This window comes from Lunatimonas sp., from assembly GCF_020832325.1.
Classification (GTDB): Bacteria; Bacteroidota; Bacteroidia; order Cytophagales; family Cyclobacteriaceae; genus Lunatimonas.
Window position 1 is genome coordinate 295320 of record NZ_JAFIEU010000051.1, and the last position, 16896, is coordinate 312215.

At 44.5% G+C, this 16896-nt stretch carries 32 protein-coding genes; all 32 read left to right on the plus strand.

Translation table 11 applies throughout. The features are described from left to right. The first annotated feature begins 60 nt into the window (after positions 1–60). The 32 genes from JJU34_RS21360 (at position 61) to rpsD (ending at position 16870) form a co-directional block, all read left to right on the plus strand. Positions 61–387 carry a DUF3467 domain-containing protein gene (locus JJU34_RS21360; protein WP_228694459.1) on the plus strand — a complete coding sequence of 109 codons (327 nt, stop codon included), beginning with the start codon at positions 61–63 and terminating at the stop codon, positions 385–387. A 100-nt stretch (positions 388–487) separates the two neighbouring features. Next, a complete protein-coding gene (rpsL, locus tag JJU34_RS21365; RefSeq protein WP_035806986.1) occupies positions 488–898 on the plus strand; it encodes a 30S ribosomal protein S12 in 411 nt (136 codons plus the stop codon). A 22-nt stretch (positions 899–920) separates the two neighbouring features. Then, positions 921–1388 (plus strand): 30S ribosomal protein S7, encoded by a 468-nt coding sequence (rpsG, locus tag JJU34_RS21370; protein WP_228694460.1) that lies wholly within the window; start codon positions 921–923, stop codon positions 1386–1388. 6 nt (positions 1389–1394) lie between these two features. Continuing rightward, positions 1395–3512 carry an elongation factor G gene (gene fusA / locus JJU34_RS21375; RefSeq protein WP_228694461.1) on the plus strand — a complete coding sequence of 706 codons (2118 nt, stop codon included), beginning with the start codon at positions 1395–1397 and terminating at the stop codon, positions 3510–3512. A 13-nt stretch (positions 3513–3525) separates the two neighbouring features. Further along, complete coding sequence (gene rpsJ / locus JJU34_RS21380; RefSeq protein WP_010856297.1) at positions 3526–3831, plus strand: 30S ribosomal protein S10; 306 nt, start codon at positions 3526–3528, stop codon at positions 3829–3831. A 239-nt stretch (positions 3832–4070) separates the two neighbouring features. Then, positions 4071–4703, plus strand: coding sequence for a 50S ribosomal protein L3 (gene rplC / locus JJU34_RS21385; RefSeq protein ID WP_228694462.1), 633 nt, complete (start codon positions 4071–4073; stop codon positions 4701–4703). 4 nt (positions 4704–4707) lie between these two features. Continuing rightward, positions 4708–5337 (plus strand): 50S ribosomal protein L4, encoded by a 630-nt coding sequence (gene rplD, locus JJU34_RS21390; protein ID WP_228694463.1) that lies wholly within the window; start codon positions 4708–4710, stop codon positions 5335–5337. Between the two features lies 1 nt (position 5338). Beyond that, the gene (gene rplW, locus JJU34_RS21395; protein ID WP_228694464.1) at positions 5339–5629 is read left to right on the plus strand and encodes a 50S ribosomal protein L23; all 291 of its coding nucleotides are present in this window, start codon (positions 5339–5341) and stop codon (positions 5627–5629) included. 13 nt (positions 5630–5642) lie between these two features. Then, positions 5643–6467, plus strand: a complete 825-nt coding sequence (gene rplB, locus JJU34_RS21400; RefSeq protein WP_228694465.1) for a 50S ribosomal protein L2 — start codon at positions 5643–5645, stop codon at positions 6465–6467. A gap of 2 nt (positions 6468–6469) precedes the next feature. Next, complete coding sequence (gene rpsS, locus JJU34_RS21405; RefSeq protein WP_024284771.1) at positions 6470–6748, plus strand: 30S ribosomal protein S19; 279 nt, start codon at positions 6470–6472, stop codon at positions 6746–6748. Between the two features lie 2 nt (positions 6749–6750). Continuing rightward, positions 6751–7140: a 50S ribosomal protein L22 gene (rplV, locus tag JJU34_RS21410; protein WP_228694466.1), complete on the plus strand. Its 390-nt coding sequence runs from the start codon at positions 6751–6753 to the stop codon at positions 7138–7140. A gap of 3 nt (positions 7141–7143) precedes the next feature. Then, positions 7144–7884, plus strand: coding sequence for a 30S ribosomal protein S3 (rpsC, locus tag JJU34_RS21415; protein WP_209329894.1), 741 nt, complete (start codon positions 7144–7146; stop codon positions 7882–7884). A 21-nt stretch (positions 7885–7905) separates the two neighbouring features. Further along, positions 7906–8325 (plus strand): 50S ribosomal protein L16, encoded by a 420-nt coding sequence (rplP, locus tag JJU34_RS21420; protein WP_228694467.1) that lies wholly within the window; start codon positions 7906–7908, stop codon positions 8323–8325. 9 nt (positions 8326–8334) lie between these two features. Further along, positions 8335–8529 (plus strand): 50S ribosomal protein L29, encoded by a 195-nt coding sequence (rpmC, locus tag JJU34_RS21425; RefSeq protein WP_209329892.1) that lies wholly within the window; start codon positions 8335–8337, stop codon positions 8527–8529. An 8-nt stretch (positions 8530–8537) separates the two neighbouring features. Beyond that, entirely contained in the window at positions 8538–8801 is a 264-nt protein-coding gene (gene rpsQ, locus JJU34_RS21430) for a 30S ribosomal protein S17 (RefSeq protein WP_209329891.1), read from the plus strand. 2 nt (positions 8802–8803) lie between these two features. After that, positions 8804–9172 (plus strand): 50S ribosomal protein L14, encoded by a 369-nt coding sequence (gene rplN / locus JJU34_RS21435; RefSeq protein ID WP_228694468.1) that lies wholly within the window; start codon positions 8804–8806, stop codon positions 9170–9172. 2 nt (positions 9173–9174) lie between these two features. After that, positions 9175–9519, plus strand: coding sequence for a 50S ribosomal protein L24 (gene rplX / locus JJU34_RS21440; protein WP_228694469.1), 345 nt, complete (start codon positions 9175–9177; stop codon positions 9517–9519). Next, positions 9512–10072 (plus strand): 50S ribosomal protein L5, encoded by a 561-nt coding sequence (rplE, locus tag JJU34_RS21445; protein WP_228694470.1) that lies wholly within the window; start codon positions 9512–9514, stop codon positions 10070–10072. Before rplX ends, rplE begins: the two co-directional genes overlap by 8 nt. A 2-nt stretch (positions 10073–10074) precedes the next feature. Then, positions 10075–10344, plus strand: coding sequence for a 30S ribosomal protein S14 (rpsN, locus tag JJU34_RS21450; protein WP_228694471.1), 270 nt, complete (start codon positions 10075–10077; stop codon positions 10342–10344). Between the two features lie 84 nt (positions 10345–10428). After that, a complete protein-coding gene (gene rpsH, locus JJU34_RS21455; protein WP_228694472.1) occupies positions 10429–10824 on the plus strand; it encodes a 30S ribosomal protein S8 in 396 nt (131 codons plus the stop codon). A gap of 12 nt (positions 10825–10836) precedes the next feature. Next, positions 10837–11394: a 50S ribosomal protein L6 gene (gene rplF / locus JJU34_RS21460; RefSeq protein ID WP_228694473.1), complete on the plus strand. Its 558-nt coding sequence runs from the start codon at positions 10837–10839 to the stop codon at positions 11392–11394. Positions 11395–11401: 7 nt separating this feature from the next. Further along, positions 11402–11752, plus strand: a complete 351-nt coding sequence (gene rplR, locus JJU34_RS21465; RefSeq protein WP_228694474.1) for a 50S ribosomal protein L18 — start codon at positions 11402–11404, stop codon at positions 11750–11752. A gap of 8 nt (positions 11753–11760) precedes the next feature. Then, positions 11761–12279 (plus strand): 30S ribosomal protein S5, encoded by a 519-nt coding sequence (gene rpsE, locus JJU34_RS21470; RefSeq protein WP_209329885.1) that lies wholly within the window; start codon positions 11761–11763, stop codon positions 12277–12279. Between the two features lie 4 nt (positions 12280–12283). Then, on the plus strand, positions 12284–12463 hold the full coding sequence (gene rpmD, locus JJU34_RS21475) for a 50S ribosomal protein L30 (protein WP_228694475.1): 180 nt from the start codon (positions 12284–12286) through the stop codon (positions 12461–12463). 60 nt (positions 12464–12523) lie between these two features. Continuing rightward, positions 12524–12970 (plus strand): 50S ribosomal protein L15, encoded by a 447-nt coding sequence (gene rplO / locus JJU34_RS21480; protein WP_228694476.1) that lies wholly within the window; start codon positions 12524–12526, stop codon positions 12968–12970. 3 nt (positions 12971–12973) lie between these two features. Next, positions 12974–14290: a preprotein translocase subunit SecY gene (gene secY / locus JJU34_RS21485; RefSeq protein ID WP_228694477.1), complete on the plus strand. Its 1317-nt coding sequence runs from the start codon at positions 12974–12976 to the stop codon at positions 14288–14290. Position 14291: 1 nt separating this feature from the next. Then, entirely contained in the window at positions 14292–15068 is a 777-nt protein-coding gene (map, locus tag JJU34_RS21490) for a type I methionyl aminopeptidase (protein ID WP_228694478.1), read from the plus strand. Continuing rightward, a complete protein-coding gene (gene infA / locus JJU34_RS21495) occupies positions 15061–15279 on the plus strand; it encodes a translation initiation factor IF-1 (RefSeq protein WP_209329880.1) in 219 nt (72 codons plus the stop codon). Before map ends, infA begins: the two co-directional genes overlap by 8 nt. 53 nt (positions 15280–15332) lie before the next feature. After that, on the plus strand, positions 15333–15449 hold the full coding sequence (gene ykgO, locus JJU34_RS21500; RefSeq protein WP_009053196.1) for a type B 50S ribosomal protein L36: 117 nt from the start codon (positions 15333–15335) through the stop codon (positions 15447–15449). A 5-nt stretch (positions 15450–15454) separates the two neighbouring features. Next, positions 15455–15832 carry a 30S ribosomal protein S13 gene (gene rpsM, locus JJU34_RS21505; RefSeq protein ID WP_228694479.1) on the plus strand — a complete coding sequence of 126 codons (378 nt, stop codon included), beginning with the start codon at positions 15455–15457 and terminating at the stop codon, positions 15830–15832. A 15-nt stretch (positions 15833–15847) separates the two neighbouring features. After that, the gene (gene rpsK, locus JJU34_RS21510) at positions 15848–16246 is read left to right on the plus strand and encodes a 30S ribosomal protein S11 (RefSeq protein WP_209329878.1); all 399 of its coding nucleotides are present in this window, start codon (positions 15848–15850) and stop codon (positions 16244–16246) included. Between the two features lie 18 nt (positions 16247–16264). After that, positions 16265–16870, plus strand: coding sequence for a 30S ribosomal protein S4 (gene rpsD / locus JJU34_RS21515; RefSeq protein WP_228694480.1), 606 nt, complete (start codon positions 16265–16267; stop codon positions 16868–16870). Positions 16871–16896: the final 26 nt, after the last annotated feature.

A 16896-nucleotide genomic window follows, 5' to 3' on the forward strand; every position in this document is an offset into this window, starting at 1 on the left:
TAACCTAAAAAAAAAGGTCTGTGATTATGCAGGCCTTTTTTTCATTAAATCTAGACGAGCATGGCAGAACAGGAAAAGGATAAGCCAACAGGGCAGCAGATAAATGTGGAGCTGAGCGACGAAATCGCAGAAGGAGTCTACAGTAATTTAGCGATGATAGCGCATTCGCAGTCAGAGTTTGTGGTAGATTTTATTCGGCTGATGCCAGGAGTACCGAAGGCTAAGGTCAAATCCCGCATTATTATCACACCGGATCATGCCAAGCGATTGTTGGCCGCGCTGAAGGATAATATCGAGAAATACGAGATGGCTTTTGGCAAGATTCAAAATGGGCAGGGCGCTCCGGAATTCCCGCTAAATTTTGGTGGGACACTGGGAGAAGCTTAATGAAAATATAACTGCTTAATTTTGTTTGTTTTATTGATTTGTTTACCTTTGCAGTCCAAAAAATAAAAGTTTAAAAGCAGTAAATTAACTTTATCTATTAATGCCTACTATACAACAGTTAGTAAGAAAAGGTAGAAATACCCTCGAGACAAAGTCCAAATCCAGGGCTTTGGACGCTTGTCCGCAGCGTAGAGGGGTGTGTACCAGGGTGTACACCACTACCCCAAAGAAGCCTAACTCAGCGATGAGGAAAGTGGCCAGAGTGAGGTTGACCAACGGAAAAGAGGTAAATGCCTACATCCCAGGAGAAGGACACAATCTTCAGGAGCACTCGATTGTGCTTATCCGAGGAGGTAGGGTAAAGGACCTTCCGGGTGTTAGATACCACATTATCCGTGGAGCCTTGGACACTGCGGGTGTGAAGGACAGAAAGCAAGGTAGGTCTAAATATGGAGCTAAGCGTCCTAAGGCAGGCAAAGGAGCTCCGGCTGCACCAGCGAAAAAGAAATAAGATTTTATAACGTATAGTTAAAATGAGAAAAGCAAAACCTAAAAAGAGGTATATTCTTCCTGATCCCAAGTTTCACGATACCTTGGTAACCAAGTTTGTAAACTGTCTGATGGTTGACGGGAAGAAAAGTATTGCCTACAAGATTTTCTACGACGCGATAGCGAAAGTAGAGGAAAAAGTAGGTGAGAATGGTCTTGAGGTTTGGAAAAAAGCGCTTAACAACATCACTCCAGCCGTAGAGGTGAAGAGTCGTAGGGTTGGTGGAGCTACATTCCAGGTGCCAATGGAAGTAAGACCAGAGAGGAAGCAGTCGCTTGGCATCAAGTGGATGATTACCTACGCCCGGAAGAGGGGTGAGAAGACTATGATGGATAGGCTGGCAGGTGAAGTCATTGCTGCGGCTAAAGGTGAAGGAGCAGCGGTGAAAAAGAAAGATGATACGCACCGAATGGCTGAAGCAAACAAAGCATTCTCGCACTTTAGATTTTAATAGATAATGGCAAGAGATTTAAAATTCACCAGAAACATCGGTATTGCTGCGCATATCGATGCAGGTAAAACAACCACTACTGAAAGGATTCTTTTTTATTCCGGCGTAAGCCATAAAATCGGAGAGGTTCACGATGGTGCCGCTACCATGGACTGGATGGCACAAGAGCAAGAGCGTGGTATCACAATCACTTCTGCTGCGACTACTGTTTTTTGGAATTACAGAGACAACAAATATCAAGTTAATATAATCGATACTCCAGGACACGTGGACTTTACCGTTGAGGTAAATCGTTCATTGCGGATTTTGGATGGATTGGTGTTCCTTTTTAGTGCTGTTGACGGCGTGGAACCACAGTCTGAGACTAACTGGAGGCTTGCGGATAACTATAAAGTAGCCCGAATCGGATTCGTAAACAAAATGGACCGTGCTGGAGCCAACTTCTTGGACGTGTGTAAGCAGGTAAAGGAAATGCTGGGCAGCTATGCTGTACCCTTGCAGCTTCCTATCGGTGCGGAAGACAAATTCCGAGGCGTGGTAGACCTGGTAAACAACCGGGCCATGATCTGGAATGAAGCGGATATGGGTATGACCTACGAGGTGGTGCCTATTCCAGAAGACATGGAAGAGGAAGTTGCTGAATGGAGGGAGCACCTTTTAGAGGCAGTAGCCGATTACGATGAATCCTTGATGGAGAAATTTTTCGATGATCCTGATTCTATCACAGAAGAAGAGATCCTTTCAGCTCTCCGTAAAGCGGTGATCGATATGAAGATCGTTCCTATGGTTTGTGGTTCATCCTTCAAAAACAAGGGTGTACAGACCATGTTGGATTTGGTTATGGAGCTGTTGCCATCGCCATTGGACAAGGACGATATCATTGGTCACGCCCCTGATTCTGAAGAAGAAATCCGAATTTCCCCAGATGAGAGCGAGCCGTTTACTGGATTGGCGTTTAAGATTGCTACTGACCCATTTGTGGGTAGACTTTGCTTCGTAAGAGCATACTCCGGTAAATTGGAATCTGGTTCTTATGTATATAATACCCGTTCTGGTAATAAAGAGCGTATTTCTCGCGTGTTTCAGATGCACGCCAACAAGCAGAATCAGATCGATGCCTTGAGGGCAGGTGATATTGGAGCTGTAGTTGGTTTCAAAGATATCAAAACCGGAGATACCCTTTGCGACGAAAAGCGTAAGGTAGTATTGGAATCCATGGTGTTCCCAGAGCCGGTAATCGGATATGCCATTGAGCCTAAAACGCAGGCTGACGTGGATAAGTTGGGTATGGCCATTTCCAAATTGGTCGAAGAAGATCCTACTTTGCAGGTCAATACAGATCACGAAACTGGTCAAACGATCCTGAGAGGTATGGGTGAGCTTCACTTGGATATCATCATAGACCGACTTAAAAGAGAGTTTAAGGTAGAAATCAACCAAGGAGCACCTCAGGTAGCTTATAAAGAGGCATTGTTTGGATCGGTAGAGCACAAGGAAGTATACAAGAAGCAAACCGGTGGTAAAGGTAAATTTGCCGATATCGTGTTTGAACTTGGTCCGAAAGAAGCGGATTCTGAGACCGGAGAGATCAAGCCAGGATTGGATTTCGTGAATGGTATCGTGGGTGGTGTGATTCCTCGGGAATTTATACCAGCGATTCAAAAAGGTTTTGCGGAGGCAATGAAAAATGGTCCGTTGGCTGGATATCCGATTGAATCGATGAAGGTTCGGTTGTTCCATGGATCCTTCCACGACGTCGATTCCGATGCGCTTTCGTTTGAATTGGCTGCAAGAATTGGCTTCAAAGAAGCTGCGAAAAAATGTAAGCCCCAGCTGTTGGAGCCTATCATGTCTGTTGACGTGGTTACCCCGGATGAGTACACCGGTCCTATCACTGGAGACTTGAACAGAAGAAGAGGCTTGATGAAAGGGATGGATACGAAGGGATCGTCTACGGTTGTTCGTGCGGTCGTTCCGTTGTCTGAGCTCTTTGGATACGTTACCGACTTGAGGACAATTTCTTCCGGACGGGCAACGGCATCGTTAACATTCTCCCACTATGAGCCTGTTCCTACGAACATTGCTGAAGGGGTAATTGCCAAGGTAAAAGGTGAGAAAGCCTAAATATTGACAGAACATGAATCAGAAAATAAGAATAAAACTAAAATCTTACGATCACAGCCTGGTGGATAAGTCATCAGAGAAGATCGTGAAAGCAGTGAAGTCAACAGGTGCAGTAGTGGTGGGTCCTATTCCTCTTCCTACTAAGAAGGAGAAGTTCACCGTATTGCGGTCTCCCCACGTAAACAAGAAGTCTAGGGAGCAATTCCAACTTTGCACGTACAAGCGTTTGGTGGACATTTACTCCAACAGTTCCAAGACGGTGGATGCGTTGATGAAAATTGAGCTTCCCAGTGGTGTAGATGTTGAGATAAAAGTTTGACGGATGGTCGTCAAAAGCCTGCACCTCGGTGCAGGCTTTTTTATGGCACTATTTTTAGTTGATGGTTTTTGGTTTTTGCTCCCGCGAAAGGTTCCAGATACCCCCATGTTTTTACCTAATTAATTGAAAATATTAAAGTTGGGATTTGTAAGGTGAATTTAAATTGCTAACTTTGCAGTCCTTTAAAAAAGCACAGGTGTGTCCATACTTGTGTTTCTTGGTTTATTATATAACAGAAGATGTCTGGAATAATAGGAAAAAAAGTAGGAATGACTAGCATTTTCAGTGCCGATGGGCGTAATGTCGCATGCACGCTAATAGAAGCTGGTCCTTGCGTAGTGACGCAAGTAAAAAATGTTGAATCAGACGGGTACAATGCTGTTCAGTTGGCGTACGGTGAGCGTAAGGAGAAAAATACTCCCAAGCCGTTGGTTGGCCATTTCAAAAAGGCCGGCACCACGCCGAAGCACAAAGTTGTAGAGTTCAGGGACTTTAGGGTTGAATTCGAAGGTCAGGTTGACTTAGGAAAGACCGTTAAGGCTTCGGAAGTTTTTGTAGAGGGTGACTTCGTGGATGCGATAGGTACCTCTAAAGGTAAGGGTTTTCAAGGTGTGGTAAAGCGTCACGGATTTGGTGGTGTGGGTGGTCAAACCCACGGTCAGCACAACCGTCAGCGCCACCCCGGTTCGATTGGTGCTTGTTCTTGGCCTTCCAGGGTTTTCAAGGGGATGCGCATGGCCGGAAGAACAGGAGGTGACCGGGTGAAAGTGATCAATCTAAAGGTATTGAAGATCTATCCCGAGCAGAATCTATTGTTAGTAAGCGGATCTGTTCCCGGACCGAAAAATTCTTACGTAATTATAGAGAAGTAATAAGATGGAGTTAGCAATATTAAAACAGAACGGTGAAGAAACCGGCAGAACGGTTAATCTCTCCGATGATATTTTCGGCATTGAGCCGAACGATCATGCGATTTACCTGGATGTGAAGCAATACTTGGCCAATAAGAGGCAAGGTACCCACAAGTCCAAGGAAAGAAACGAAGTAGCTGGCTCTACCAAGAAGATCAAAAAGCAAAAAGGTACCGGTGGTGCCCGTGCTGGTTCTTTGAAATCGCCTGTGTTCAGAGGTGGTGGTAGGGTGTTTGGGCCTAAGCCCAGAGACTATTCCTTCAAATTGAACAAGAAGTTAAAACAGTTGGCTAGGAAATCAGCCTTTACTTATAAAGCCAAAGACAACAGTGTGTTGGTTTTGGAGGACTTCAGCTTTGAGGCGCCCAAAACTAAAAACTACATACAGCTTTTAGCCGGTTTGTCGCTTGCGGGTAAGAAGACGTTGTTGTTGCTTCCTGAAGTAGACAAGAACGTGGTATTGTCTAGCAGGAATTTGCCGAAGGCGAAGGTAATGGTGGTTAATGATGTCAATACCTATGAGCTGCTCAACGCCGATAGTTTGGTATTGTGTGAGGGCTCTGTAAGTAAGTTAGAAACCCTATTATCGAAGTAAGATGAAGAATGTATTAAAGAAACCTTTGATTACAGAGAAAATCTCTGCTATGAATGATCGGGGAGTGTACGGTTTTGTCGTAGAAAAGACGGCAAAGAAGCCTCAGATTAAGAAAGCGGTGGAGGATATGTACGGTGTGAAGGTAGTAGATGTACGCACGATGCGTTATGCTGCCAAGAAAAAGACCCGGTATACCAAAGCCAAGATCGTTTCAGGCTATACAAATGCTTTCAAAAAGGCGATTGTACAGGTTGCTGAAGGTGAGATAATTGATTTTTACGGAGAAATATAATTAAGGAAGAATCATGGCAGTTAAAAAACTTAAGCCGGTAACCCCCGGAACCAGATTCAGAGTAGCTCCTGCATTTGATGAGATTACCGCATCAAAGCCCGAGAAGAGTTTGTTGGCACCTTTGAAAAAAACTGGAGGCCGGAACAATTCCGGTAAGATGACCAATAGATATATAGGTGGTGGACACAAGAGAAGGCTTCGGGTCATTGACTTTAAGCGCAATAAAGACGGTGTTCCAGCTACAGTAAAGACAATCGAATACGATCCGAATCGTACCGCAAGGATTGCCTTGTTGTTTTATGCAGATGGGTCTAAGACCTACATTATCGCACCGGAAGGACTGGAAGTTGGCCAGGAAATCGTATCTGGTGAGCAAGTTGCTCCTGAGGTAGGTAACTGTATGCTGATCAATAACATTCCGTTGGGTACCATTGTACACGCCATTGAATTGAAGCCTGGTAAAGGTGCTGCAATGGCGAGGAGTGCAGGCAGCTACGCGCAGATCGTTGCCCGTGAAGGTAAGTATGTAACGGTTAAATTGCCTTCGGGCGAGATGAGAATGGTGTTAGGAACCTGTAGAGCTACTGTTGGTACTGTATCCAATGGCGACCACATGAATGTGGTGTTGGGCAAAGCCGGTAGAAACAGGTGGTTGGGCAGACGTCCAAGAACGAGGGGTGTTGCGATGAACCCGGTAGATCACCCAATGGGTGGTGGCGAAGGCCGTTCGTCCGGAGGTCATCCGAGATCTAGGACTGGTTTGCTCGCTAAGGGTAAAAAGACCAGGTCACCCAAGAAGTATTCTAACAAACTTATCATCAGTAGAAGATCTAAATAATTATGGCACGTTCATTAAAAAAAGGTCCGTATATAGAGCACCATTTGTTGAAAAAAGTGGATGCGATGAACGAATCCGGGAAGAAATCTGTGATCAAGACTTGGTCCAGAAGATCCATGATCTCTCCGGATTTCGTAGGCCATACCTTTGCTGTGCATAACGGTAATAAATTCATTCCGGTATTTGTGACAGACAACATGGTAGGACATAAGTTGGGTGAGTTTGCCCCGACAAGGAATTTCAGAGGCCACATTGCCAAAAAAGATAAAGGAAAGAGATAATCATGGAAGCAATAGCAAGATTGAACGATGTCCCTACCTCCACCAGAAAAATGCGTCTTGTGGCAGACCTTGTACGAGGCAAGCGAGTGGGACATGCATTGAGTATTCTGAGGTATACTCCTAATCATGGAGCCATTAAGCTGGAAAAACTTTTGTTGTCGGCAGTGGCTAACTGGCAGGCTAAAAATCCTGACGAGAAATTGGAAGACGCGGATCTGTACATCAAGACTATCATGGTGGACGGTGGCCGCATGCTGAAGCGTCTTAGACCTGCTCCTCAAGGCAGAGCTCACAGAATACGAAAAAGATCAAATCATGTAACCCTGATTGTTGATTCGGTCAATGAGGGCGTTACCGCTGATGTTGTAGAATCAACCGAAAATGTAAACTAACATATGGGACAGAAAGTTAACCCGATTGGTTTAAGACTTGGTATCATAAAGGGCTGGGATTCAAACTGGTATGGAGGAAGAGATTTCGCCGATAAGCTTTATGAAGATCAAAAAATCAGGAATTATGTGTATGCGCGTATACCTAAGGGAGGTATTTCCAAGGTAATCATTGAGCGTACGCTAAAGCGTATCACCCTTACCATCCAGACAGCCCGTCCCGGAGTAGTAATTGGAAAAGGTGGTTCTGAAGTAGACAAACTGAAAGAAGAGCTAAAGAAGCTCACCAATAAGGATGTGCAGATCAATATTTTTGAGATCAAGCGTCCGGAATTAGATGCAAAACTGGTAGGAGAATCTATTGGTCAGCAGTTGGAGGCTAGGATATCATTCCGTAGGGCCATGAAGCAGTCGATCGCCGCTACTATGCGAGTGGGTGCTGAGGGTATTAAGGTGAAGCTTTCCGGTCGATTGGGCGGTGCCGAGATGGCTCGTTCTGAGATGTACAAGGAAGGACGTATTCCACTTCATACGCTTCGAGCGGATGTGGATTATGCCATTTCTGAAGCTCAAACGGTCTATGGTATCATCGGTATCAAAGTTTGGATTTTCAAAGGTGAAGTTTACGGAAAGAGAGACCTTTCTCCCAACGTCGTAGCCTCCGGTGACAGCAAAGGAAATGCAGCACCTGCGGGCAACAGGAGACGAAGAGAAGGTGGACCGAAACGAAGAAAGCGAAGCAATTAATTTCACCCTAATTGACGAATCATGTTACAGCCAAGAAGAACGAAATTTAGAAAAATGCACAAAGGCAGAGTCAAAGGCCTTGCTCAGCGAGGGCATACTTTGGCATTTGGCAACTTTGGCATTAAGTCTTTGGAGCCGGGATGGATAACCTCCCGACAGATAGAAGCTGCCCGTATCGCGATGACTCGGGCAATGAAGCGAGAAGGACAGGTTTGGATCAGGATTTTTCCTGACAAGCCCATTACCAAAAAACCTGCGGAAGTACGTATGGGTAAGGGTAAAGGAGCGCCTGAATATTGGGTGGCGGTGATCAAGCCGGGAACCATCCTTTTTGAAGCAACCGGCGTTAGTTTGGAAGTGGCCCAGGAGGCGTTGAGATTGGCTCAGCAGAAACTTCCGGTCAGTACAAAATTTGTGGTACGTAGAGAATACGTAGGATAATATACAACGATGAAAAATTCCGAAATAAACGCACTTACAGAGGGCGAACTGAACGAACGTATCGTAGCTGAGCAGGAGAATTTGACTAAGTTGAAGTTCGCTCATGCCATTTCTCCCATAGAGAATCCAAATAAGATCAGTCAGGCAAAGAAGTTAGTCGCAAGATTGAAGACTGCTTTGAGGGCAAAACAACTAGCTAAATAATGAATACGATGGCTACTACAGAAAGAAACCTGCGTAAAGAAAGAATAGGAAAGGTAGTTAGCAGCGCGATGGATAAGTCCATTACGGTTGCTGTAGAGCGAAGGGTAAAGCACCCAATCTACGGTAAGTTCGTCGCGAAAACTACCAAATTTATGGCTCATGACGAGAACAACGACTGCAATCCAGGTGACCTGGTGAAGATCAGCGAAACTCGTCCGCTGAGTAAGAACAAGCGTTGGAGATTAGTAGAAATTATTGAAAGGGCTAAGTAATCATGATACAACAAGAATCAAGATTGAGTGTTGCGGATAATTCAGGTGCCAAAGAGGTGCTTGTCATCCGCGTACTGGGTGGAACCGGCAGGCGATATGCCTCCATCGGAGACAAAGTGGTCGTCACCGTAAAAACAGCTCTTTCATCCAGCAATATGAAAAAAGGTACCGTTTCAAAAGCGGTTATCGTTAGGACTAAAAAAGAAGTGAGAAGAAAAGATGGTTCGTATATCCGATTTGAGGATAATGCCGCTGTTCTTCTCAATAACAATGACGAGCCTAGAGGAACGCGTATTTTTGGGCCAGTCGCCCGAGAGCTACGTGAAAAGCAGTTTATGAAGATTGTCTCTCTAGCCCCTGAAGTACTGTAATCATGGAAAAGAAAGTGATAAAGCATCCCAAAATGCATATCAAAACCGGAGATACCGTGAAGGTTCTTTCCGGAGACGATAAAGGCAAACAAGGTAAAGTGCTTTCGGTAGACATCGCAAAGAGACGGGCCATCGTAGAAGGTCTGAATATTGTGACCAAACACCGCAAGCCTACCGCCAATTCTCCACAAGGAGCTATTGACAAGATGGAAGCGCCTATTCATGCAAGTAACCTGATGTTGGTTGATCCCAAGACTGGAGAAGCTACCCGAATCGGCAGAAAGCGTGACGACAATGGTAAATTAGTAAGGTATTCAAAGAAAACCGGGGAGGTGATCAATGGCTAAACCTAGATTAAAAGAAAAATTTGTTTCGGAAGTTTCCGAAGCATTGAAGGAGAAGTTCCAGTATAAGTCGGTCATGCAGGTTCCTCGTTTGACCAAGATCGTCATCAATAAGGGTATCGGTGCTGCCGTGGCTGACAAGAAATTGGTAGACCAAGGAGTAGAAGAGCTTACCATTATCGCTGGACAGCGTGCAGTGGCTACCAAGGCAAAAAACTCCATCTCTAACTTTAAGTTGAGGGAAGGCATGCCGATCGGTGCCAAAGTAACGCTTCGAGGTGACCGGATGTATGAATTTCTAGACAGGTTGGTAAGCGTTGCGCTTCCAAGGGTGAGGGATTTCAAAGGTATATCTGACAAGGGTTTTGACGGACGAGGTAATTATACACTTGGAGTGACCGAGCAGATTATCTTCCCTGAGATCAGCATCGAGAAAGTAAACCGTATATCCGGTATGGATATTACCTTGGTTACATCTGCTGATACCGATGAAGAAGCCTTAGCGTTGTTGAAAGCATTGGGAATGCCATTCGTAAACAAAAATAAAGATAACTGATCATGGCAAGAGAGTCGATAAAAGCTCGCGAGCGAAAGAGAGAGCGCCTAGTAGCCAAGTATGCCAAGAAGAGAGCTGAACTTAAGGCTGCCGGAAACTACGAAGCACTGGATAAACTTCCCAAGAATGCTTCTCCCGTCAGACTTCATAACCGATGTAAGCTGACCGGCCGTCCTAAAGGATACATGAGGAAATTCGGTATCAACCGGGTTACATTCAGGGAAATGGCTTCTGCGGGTAAGATACCTGGTATAACTAAATCGAGCTGGTAAAAATCAGACAAATGTTTTTATTCTGAGAATCATTGTGTAACTTTGCCCGCCCATTGGGGGCGTGCAGTTAGACTATTTATAAATATGACTGATCCAATAGCTGATTATCTGACCAGATTGAGGAACGCTATCAAAGCGTCTCACCGGATTGTGGAGATCCCTGCTTCTAATATAAAGAAGGAGATCACCAAGGTTCTTTTTGAAAAAGGGTATATTCAGAACTACAAATTTGACGAGAATGGCCCCCAAGGCACCATCAAAATTGCGTTGAAATACAATCCCGCCACCAAAGAGAATGCCATCGTTAATCTTACGAGGGTAAGCAAGCCAGGCTTGCGTAAATATGTGGGTAAGGAATCCCTTCCCCGCGTGATCAATGGTTTGGGAGTAGCCATTATATCTACTTCCCGTGGAATCATGACTGACAAAGAAGCCCGTACTGAGGGAATCGGTGGAGAAGTACTTTGTTACGTATATTAATATCGGAATACGATGTCTAGAATAGGTAAAAAACCAATAAATATACCGGCGGGTGTTACTGTAGACGTGTCCAAGCATAACGAGGTCACTGTTAAAGGTCCCAAAGGTACGCTGAAGCAGGAGATTAATCCTGATATTACCGTAACCGTTGAAGGAAATCAGGTGGTGGTAGTACGCCCCACGGATTCCAAACGCCACAAGTCACTGCATGGTCTTTACAGATCCCTGCTTAACAACATGGTGATCGGTGTAAGCGAAGGATACAAAAAGGAATTGGAACTGGTGGGTGTGGGTTATAAAGCCACTAATCAGGGACAGGTGCTCGAATTGGCACTTGGTTATTCCCACAATATTTTCTTCGCCCTGCCCCAAGAGATCTCCCTGAAAACGGAGACTCCGAAAGGTAAGAACCCCTTGATCACCTTGGAGGGTATCGACAAGGAACTGATCGGACAAATCGCAGCCAAAATCAAGTCCTTCCGAAAGGTAGAACCATTCAAAGGAAAAGGTGTACGTTTTGTCGGTGAGTTTGTGAGACGTAAAGCTGGTAAAACTTCTGCTAAAAAATAATTGAGACATGGCTTTTAATAAAAACGAACGTAGACGTAGAATTAAGAAGAGTATCCGGAGAAAGATCTCCGGTACTGATTCTAGGCCTCGCTTGGCGGTATTCAAGAGTAATACTGGTATATATGCTCAGATCGTGAATGACCTAAAGGGACATACGCTGATGAGTGCGTCTTCTAAGGAATTGGGAGCAAAGGCAAACGCCAATATTTCTGTTTCCAAGGAAGTTGGTAAAAAACTGGCTGAGAAAGCGTTGGCCGGGGGAGTGACCGAAGTAGTATTTGATAGGAGTGGATACCTCTATCATGGAAATGTAAAAGCTTTGGCAGACGGTGCCAGAGAAGCTGGCCTTAAATTTTAATAGATATTATGTCCCAAATACGAAAAAAACCAATTAGGGCTACTGATACTGAGCTGAAAGAAAAAGTAGTAGCTATAAACCGAGTTGCCAAAGTGGTAAAAGGTGGTAGAAGATTCTCTTTCTCAGCGATCGTAGTAGTAGGCGACGGAAACGGAATCGTTGGATATGGCTTGGGTAAAGCCAACGAGGTGACTGATGCTATTACAAAAGGCATAGAAGACGCAAAGAAGAACCTGATTCAGGTTCCACTTTATAAAGGAACTGTTCCCCATGATCAGTTAGGTAAATACGGAGGAGGATTGGTGCTCATCAAGCCTGCCGCTCCTGGTACAGGTGTTCTTGCTGGTGGTGCCATGAGGGCTGTCTTGGAAAGTGCCGGATATACCGATATCTTGGCTAAGTCTAAGGGATCTTCCAACCCACACAATGTGGTAAAAGCTACCATAGACGCGTTGGAAAACATGCGAGATGCTATTGCAGTTTCGCAGCAAAGGAGAGTAAAATTGTCTAAGGTTTTTAACGGTTAATACAATGGCTAAGGTAAGAGTTACACAAATACGAAGCACGATCAAGCGGCCTAAAGACCAAAAAGCGACTATCACTGCGTTGGGTTTGGGAAAGATTAACCGAACTGTTGAACTGGAAGGCACACCTCAGATATTGGGGATGATCAATAAAGTGAGTCACCTTGTAAAAACGGAGGAGGTTTGATTAGTTGATTCCACTTGGATCAGTACGTAATCAAGAAGCTCCTTGTTAAAATATAGACACATGAAACTACATACATTAAGTCCTGCTGAAGGTTCTGTAAAAAACAGAAAGAGGATCGGCCGGGGTACCGGATCAGGGAGAGGTGGCACCTCAACCCGAGGTCACAAGGGTGCGAAGTCCCGTTCAGGGTACAAAAGCAAGCTTGGCTTTGAAGGTGGACAAATGCCTCTTCAGCGTAGGGTACCAAAATTCGGTTTTAAAAATATTAACCGCATTGAATACAAGCCCATCAATTTGGTTGAGCTACAAAGGCTGGCTGATAAACTGAGCACAGACACCATTTCATTTGAAACCTTGGTGGAAAATGGTATTGTGTCCAAGAAAGATGTTGTAAAAGTCCTAGGAACAGGCGAACTTACAGGCAAATTAAATGTGAGTGCGCACAAGTTCTCAGCGTCCGCCGAGGAGGCTATCCAAAAAATTGGCGGAACGGTCAATAAGCTTTAAACAATGAAAAAATTCATCACAACAGTTAAGAACATCTTTTCAATCGAAGATTTGAGAATCCGTATTTTGAATACCATCGGATTTTTGGTGGTTTTTCGGATCGGTTCTTTTATCGTGTTGCCAGGTGTAGATCCCAATCTTCTCGGAGAATCCGCTGGAGGTATATTTGGATTGATAGATACGTTCCTGGGAGGGTCCTTTAGTAGGGCTTCCATCTTTGGGTTGGGTATCATGCCCTACATATCTGCTTCCATTGTATTGCAGTTGTTAACTGTTGGTGTGCCCTATTTTCAAAAATTGCAGAAAGAAGGGGAATCTGGCCGCAAGCGGATCAATCAGATTACTCGGGTTTTGACTATTTTGATTACTGTGGCGCAGGGCATAGGGTACATAACGGCTACCATTCCCAATGAGGCAATCATGATCAACAAGTCCATGTTTATGGTGAGCTCGTTGGTGTTATTGACTGCCGGTACCATGTTCTGTATGTGGTTGGGCGAGAAAATTACTGAAAAAGGTATCGGAAACGGTATCTCCATGTTGATCATGATTGGTATCATTTCTGCCTTGCCAGGTGCGATTATTGCGGAATCTCTTTCCAAAGGTTCTGGTGGTATCCTGCTGTTGATTATTGAGGCGGTTGTCTTATTCTTTGTGGTTGTGGGCACAGTTGCTCTCACCGAAGCCACTAGACGTATCCCTGTGCAATATGCTAAACAGGTAGTAGGGGGGAAAGTGTACGGTGGACAACGGCAATACATTCCAATCAAGGTAAATGCTTCTGGGGTGATGCCTATCATCTTTGCGCAGTCTTTGATGTTCTTGCCGGCACTAATCGCCCAGATATGGGCCGACTCCAGTGATATTGCTGCGTATATTGGTACTACATTCAGTGATTTTACCAGTTGGCAGTATAACTTGGTGTTTGCGTTGATGATTATCCTGTTTACGTTCTTCTACACTGCCATTACGGTGAATCCAGAACAAATAGCGGAGGACATGAAGCGGAACGGTGGATTTATACCAGGCATCAAGCCGGGTGGGCCCACAGCAGACTTCATTGATAACATTATTTCGAGAATTACTTTGCCAGGATCGTTTCTTTTGTCAATAGTCGCGATTTTGCCTGCATTCGCGATTGTTGCAGGGGTCAGTGGAGAGTTTGCTCAGTTTTATGGAGGAACTTCCCTACTGATTATGGTGGGGGTGATTTTAGATACGCTTCGTCAGATCGAAAGCTATCTGCTGATGAGGCACTACGAAGGTATGATGAAGAGCGGTAACATGAAGAATGACCCTTCGAGTTATGCAGTAGCTTAGTATGATACATTATAAGACGAAGGAAGAGGTCGAGTTAATAAAACAAAGTGCTCAGATTTTAGGAAAAGCGCACGGAGAAGTTGCCAAATATGTGAAAGAAGGGGTAAAGACCTCTTTTCTAGATAAGATTGCTGAAGAATACATAAGAGACCATCAGGGAATCCCCTCCTTTAAGGGGTACAACGGGTTCCCTGCTTCTCTTTGTATTTCTGTTAATGAAGTAGTCGTTCATGGGTTTCCCAGTGGCTACGAATTGAAGGATGGTGATATAATCTCAATAGATTGTGGAGTCTTTCACCAAGGTTTTCATAGCGATTCCGCTTATACTTACCCTGTCGGTGAAGTTTCCCCTTCTATATTGAATTTGCTGGATGTTACCAAGGCTTCCCTGTATTTAGGGATAGAGAAAGCGGTTTATAACAGCCGAATTGGTGACATTGGGCATGCCATTCAGAAATACGTAGAATCGAAAGGTTTTACTGTGGTACGTGAATTAGTAGGCCATGGGTTAGGTAAAAGCCTGCACGAAGCGCCCGAGGTGCCCAATTACGGGAAACGGGGTAGTGGTCAAGTGCTGAAGAGCGGTTTAGTGATTGCAATTGAGCCTATGGTTAATTTGGGTACCCGTAACGTGGTGCAGGAACGCGATGGCTGGACAATTCGAACGGCAGATCGCAAAGTGTCGGCCCATTTCGAGCACACGGTGGCGATCTTTGAAGACAAAACGGAGGTTCTCACCACACATCAGTATATAGAAGAAAATTTTACATATGGCTAAACAGGCATCAATAGAGCAAGACGGCACCATTATCGAGGCACTGTCTAATGCAATGTTTAAAGTTGAATTGGAGAATGGGCATCAGTTGATCGCTCATATTTCCGGAAAAATGAGGATGAACTATATTAAAATCTTGCCTGGAGATAAGGTCAAATTGGAGTTGTCTCCTTACGATCTTTCCAAGGGCCGGATTGTATATCGTTATAAATAACCAGTAAATCATCAGGGAGCGGCGGGAGCCACTTCCAAAAATTTGATACAATCATGAAAGTAAAGGCATCTATTAAGAAGAGAAGTGCTGATTGCAAAGTGATCCGTAGAAAAGGAAAACTTTATGTGATCAATAAAAAGAATCCCAAGTTTAAACAAAGACAAGGTTAATTACTATGGCTAGAATTGCAGGTGTTGACATTCCAGACAACAAGCGGGGAGAAATCGGCCTTACCTATATTTTCGGTATAGGCAGGAGCTCTGCTAAGGCGATCCTTAGCAAGGCAGGTATCTCATTAGATAAAAAAGCAGGTGAGTGGGACGACGACGAGTCTACCGCTATCAGGAACATCATTGCGGAGGAGTACAAGACAGAAGGTGTATTAAAGTCTGAAGTACAGCTCAGCATCAAAAGATTGATGGATATTGGATGTTACCGAGGTTTGAGACACCGGAAAGGTTTGCCAGTGAGAGGCCAGAAAACCAAGAATAACGCCAGAACCAGAAAAGGTAAGAGAAAGACTGTTGCCAACAAGAAAAAAGCAACTAAATAAATCTTGATTTAGATCATGGCTCAGAAAAGAAACGAAAAAGCGAAAGCTAAAAAGCGAGTTGTCAAGGTAGAAGCTGTGGGACAAGCCCATATCAAAGCTTCTTTTAACAACATCATCATATCCATTACCAATAATTCAGGTCAGGTTATCTCTTGGGCTTCTGCGGGTAAGATGGGATTTAGGGGTTCTAAGAAGAACACTCCCTACGCTGCGCAAATGGCTGCCCAAAACTGTGGTCAGGTAGCTTATGACCTTGGATTGAGGAAAATCGAAGTGTTTGTAAAAGGTCCTGGTGCGGGAAGAGAGTCAGCTATTAGAACTTTACAAAATGTAGGACTCGACGTTACGACAATTACTGACGTGACTCCGCTGCCGCACAACGGTTGTCGCCCTCCAAAACGTAGAAGAGTATAATTTTAAAGAAGAGATAGCATGGCTAGATATAGAGGTCCAAAAGCGAAAATTGCCCGAAAGTTCGGTGAACCTATCGAAGGGCAAAGTAAAGTACTTCAAAAGAAAAACTATCCTCCTGGTCAGCATGGCAGGGGAAGAAGGAAAAAGCAGTCTGAATACGCGATTCAGTTGATGGAAAAACAAAAGGCAAAATACATCTACGGTATCTTGGAACGTCAGTTTGCAAAGATGTTTGACATTGCCTCTCGAAAAAAGGGCGTTACCGGTGAAAACCTACTTCAACTATTGGAGTCTAGGTTGGACAATACCGTGTACCGTCTGGGCATTGCGCCCACCCGTAGAGCGGCCCGTCAGCTCGTTTCGCACAAGCATATCTTGGTTAATGGAGAGTTGGTAAACATCCCTTCGTACACCTTGAAGCCTGGCGATGTGGTTGGCGTAAGAGAGCGTTCCAAGTCTTTGGAGGCAATTACGAGTAGTTTGACAGGAAGACCTGCGAACAGGTTCCCTTGGTTAGAGTGGGAGGCGTCTTCTTTGAGTGGTAAGTTTGTCAGCATCCCTGTAAGGGACGACATACCTGAAAATATCAAAGAGCAACTGATCGTTGAACTTTACTCTAAATAAAAATTAATTCCCGACCTTAAAAGAAC

Excerpts from the sequence above, each read along its gene's own strand:
- JJU34_RS21360 (WP_228694459.1), top strand. The coding sequence starts at position 61 with ATGGCAGAACAGGAAAAGGATAAGCCAACAGGGCAGCAGATAAATGTG.
- rpsL (WP_035806986.1), top strand. The coding sequence starts at position 488 with ATGCCTACTATACAACAGTTAGTAAGAAAAGGTAGAAATACCCTCGAG.
- rpsG (WP_228694460.1), top strand. The coding sequence starts at position 921 with ATGAGAAAAGCAAAACCTAAAAAGAGGTATATTCTTCCTGATCCCAAG.
- fusA (WP_228694461.1), top strand. The coding sequence starts at position 1,395 with ATGGCAAGAGATTTAAAATTCACCAGAAACATCGGTATTGCTGCGCAT.
- rpsJ (WP_010856297.1), top strand. The coding sequence starts at position 3,526 with ATGAATCAGAAAATAAGAATAAAACTAAAATCTTACGATCACAGCCTG.
- rplC (WP_228694462.1), top strand. The coding sequence starts at position 4,071 with ATGTCTGGAATAATAGGAAAAAAAGTAGGAATGACTAGCATTTTCAGT.
- rplD (WP_228694463.1), top strand. The coding sequence starts at position 4,708 with ATGGAGTTAGCAATATTAAAACAGAACGGTGAAGAAACCGGCAGAACG.
- rplW (WP_228694464.1), top strand. The coding sequence starts at position 5,339 with ATGAAGAATGTATTAAAGAAACCTTTGATTACAGAGAAAATCTCTGCT.
- rplB (WP_228694465.1), top strand. The coding sequence starts at position 5,643 with ATGGCAGTTAAAAAACTTAAGCCGGTAACCCCCGGAACCAGATTCAGA.
- rpsS (WP_024284771.1), top strand. The coding sequence starts at position 6,470 with ATGGCACGTTCATTAAAAAAAGGTCCGTATATAGAGCACCATTTGTTG.
- rplV (WP_228694466.1), top strand. The coding sequence starts at position 6,751 with ATGGAAGCAATAGCAAGATTGAACGATGTCCCTACCTCCACCAGAAAA.
- rpsC (WP_209329894.1), top strand. The coding sequence starts at position 7,144 with ATGGGACAGAAAGTTAACCCGATTGGTTTAAGACTTGGTATCATAAAG.
- rplP (WP_228694467.1), top strand. The coding sequence starts at position 7,906 with ATGTTACAGCCAAGAAGAACGAAATTTAGAAAAATGCACAAAGGCAGA.
- rpmC (WP_209329892.1), top strand. The coding sequence starts at position 8,335 with ATGAAAAATTCCGAAATAAACGCACTTACAGAGGGCGAACTGAACGAA.
- rpsQ (WP_209329891.1), top strand. The coding sequence starts at position 8,538 with ATGGCTACTACAGAAAGAAACCTGCGTAAAGAAAGAATAGGAAAGGTA.
- rplN (WP_228694468.1), top strand. The coding sequence starts at position 8,804 with ATGATACAACAAGAATCAAGATTGAGTGTTGCGGATAATTCAGGTGCC.
- rplX (WP_228694469.1), top strand. The coding sequence starts at position 9,175 with ATGGAAAAGAAAGTGATAAAGCATCCCAAAATGCATATCAAAACCGGA.
- rplE (WP_228694470.1), top strand. The coding sequence starts at position 9,512 with ATGGCTAAACCTAGATTAAAAGAAAAATTTGTTTCGGAAGTTTCCGAA.
- rpsN (WP_228694471.1), top strand. The coding sequence starts at position 10,075 with ATGGCAAGAGAGTCGATAAAAGCTCGCGAGCGAAAGAGAGAGCGCCTA.
- rpsH (WP_228694472.1), top strand. The coding sequence starts at position 10,429 with ATGACTGATCCAATAGCTGATTATCTGACCAGATTGAGGAACGCTATC.
- rplF (WP_228694473.1), top strand. The coding sequence starts at position 10,837 with ATGTCTAGAATAGGTAAAAAACCAATAAATATACCGGCGGGTGTTACT.
- rplR (WP_228694474.1), top strand. The coding sequence starts at position 11,402 with ATGGCTTTTAATAAAAACGAACGTAGACGTAGAATTAAGAAGAGTATC.
- rpsE (WP_209329885.1), top strand. The coding sequence starts at position 11,761 with ATGTCCCAAATACGAAAAAAACCAATTAGGGCTACTGATACTGAGCTG.
- rpmD (WP_228694475.1), top strand. The coding sequence starts at position 12,284 with ATGGCTAAGGTAAGAGTTACACAAATACGAAGCACGATCAAGCGGCCT.
- rplO (WP_228694476.1), top strand. The coding sequence starts at position 12,524 with ATGAAACTACATACATTAAGTCCTGCTGAAGGTTCTGTAAAAAACAGA.
- secY (WP_228694477.1), top strand. The coding sequence starts at position 12,974 with ATGAAAAAATTCATCACAACAGTTAAGAACATCTTTTCAATCGAAGAT.
- map (WP_228694478.1), top strand. The coding sequence starts at position 14,292 with ATGATACATTATAAGACGAAGGAAGAGGTCGAGTTAATAAAACAAAGT.
- infA (WP_209329880.1), top strand. The coding sequence starts at position 15,061 with ATGGCTAAACAGGCATCAATAGAGCAAGACGGCACCATTATCGAGGCA.
- ykgO (WP_009053196.1), top strand. The coding sequence starts at position 15,333 with ATGAAAGTAAAGGCATCTATTAAGAAGAGAAGTGCTGATTGCAAAGTG.
- rpsM (WP_228694479.1), top strand. The coding sequence starts at position 15,455 with ATGGCTAGAATTGCAGGTGTTGACATTCCAGACAACAAGCGGGGAGAA.
- rpsK (WP_209329878.1), top strand. The coding sequence starts at position 15,848 with ATGGCTCAGAAAAGAAACGAAAAAGCGAAAGCTAAAAAGCGAGTTGTC.
- rpsD (WP_228694480.1), top strand. The coding sequence starts at position 16,265 with ATGGCTAGATATAGAGGTCCAAAAGCGAAAATTGCCCGAAAGTTCGGT.